Below are 1,751 nucleotides of genomic sequence, written 5' to 3'. Positions count from 1 at the left end.
TATATTAAGAATTAAGGTTGATGAAATTTTTATAGGAGGGTATTTTATGAAGTTAGAAATAAAAGATGTTGGTGATAAGTTAGAAGTTTTATTTGAGATTGTTGGGCAGGAGAATTTTTTAGAAATTGCTAGGATGTATGGTGGTAATAATGTTTATATTCCTACCTTTAAGAGTGTCATTAGAAATGGTAGGAATAGAGAGATTGTTATAAGATATAATGGGGTTAATGCTAATTTGTTGGCCAAGGAGTATGGGATGTGTGTTAATCAGCTTAAGAGGATTATTATGGAGTTTAGTACTGTTGAGTAACCTTATCAAAGAACGACTTTATGCACAATCTGCATGGGTCGTGTTTTTACGATTTATGGGGGTGTATTTAATTAGTTTAGTATATACAATAAAGTAATAAATTGGTAAAATAATGAAGTTAACAATATTAAGGATATAAAGAACGTTGGAGGAGAATATGAGTACATTTAAAAAGATAGTTATAGGGTTGTTAGTAATAATAGTAGCTATACCATTAGGGGGATTTGGTTATTTATATTTTAAGCTAAATTCTATGTATGACAAAGATGAAGCTAAAAAAATCCAAAGCAAGATAGAAAATATAAAAGAAACAAATGGAGTAACTAATATACTTTTAGCAGGTGTAGATGGTAATAATATTGATAAGGGAAATAGATCTGATGCTATGATGATACTTACTATAGATTCTAAAAATAATGATATAAGATTAACTTCATTAGCTAGAGATACGTATGTAGATATACCAGGTTATAGTACAGAAAAGTTAACACATGCATATGCTTATGAGGGTCCAAGTTTATTACTACAAACTATAAGCAATAACTTTGGAATTAATATTGATAAGTATGCAGTGGTTAGTTTTGAGTCTTTTGCTAAGATTATAGATATTATTGGTGGTGTAGAAATTAATGTAATAGATAGAGAGGTTAGTCATATACCTGGTGTGAGCAGTCCTGGTACGCAAACTCTTGATGGTAAGCAAGCTCTAGCATATAGTAGTATAAGGTATGCGTATAGTGCTTATCAAAGAGATAATAGACAAAGAACTGTTATAGAGGCTTCTTATAATAAGTTAGCAGATAGTTTTTCTTCTGATTTTATAGATGTTGGTAATAACATTTTAGCTTATACTAAGACTAATATGTCTCCTATTGAGATTTTTGGTTTAGCTAAGAAGGTTATAAAGATAAATGATAGTGATTTTGATCAAATGGAGTTTCCTCTTGAGGGACACAGAAATGGTCATATTATAAATAAGCAAAAAGGTTGGGTTATTGAATGGGAGAAAGATTATAATAAAGAGCAATTAAATAAGTTTATATTTGATTATCAAAATTATAAGAAAGATATTAAATAGTTTTTAACATATAATATAAAAGTCATAGATTTATTCTATGACTTTTTTGTATAGGTTATTTTATAATATATATTAGGGGGCAGGCGAAGTAATAATCCAGATGGTTATATAGCTGGTTTATTTATATACAATTTAAGCCGGAATAAAGGGAGTGATGGGTAGTTGAGTATATTAATAATTGGTGGAGCTGGATATATAGGCTCTCACACGGTTAAATATTTTTTAGAATAAAATGAAGATATTATAGTAGTAGACAATCTATTAACAGGTCACAAAGAAGCAGTATTAAGTAATAAATTCTATAATTGTGATATTAGGGATAAAGAAAAATTAGATAAAGTATCTAAAGAAAATAATATAGAA

The 1,751-nt window shown here is 28.4% G+C and carries 2 protein-coding genes; both read left to right on the top strand.

What is annotated here, in order from left to right; genetic code table 11:
- Positions 1-310 (top strand): Mor transcription activator family protein (locus tag VLM92_RS01905; RefSeq protein ID WP_325274663.1); only part of this gene is annotated, 310 nt, incomplete at its 5' end.
- A gap of 157 nt (positions 311-467) precedes the next feature.
- A complete protein-coding gene (locus VLM92_RS01900; protein ID WP_325274662.1) occupies positions 468-1,388 on the top strand; it encodes an LCP family protein in 921 nt (306 codons plus the stop codon).
- Positions 1,389-1,751 lie beyond the last annotated feature (363 nt).

Source organism: Romboutsia sp. (genome assembly GCF_035470145.1).
Taxonomy (GTDB): domain Bacteria; phylum Bacillota; class Clostridia; order Peptostreptococcales; family Peptostreptococcaceae; genus Romboutsia_D.
The sequence above is the reverse complement of the archived record's forward strand: the minus strand, read 5'-3'. Positions and strand labels throughout refer to the sequence as shown.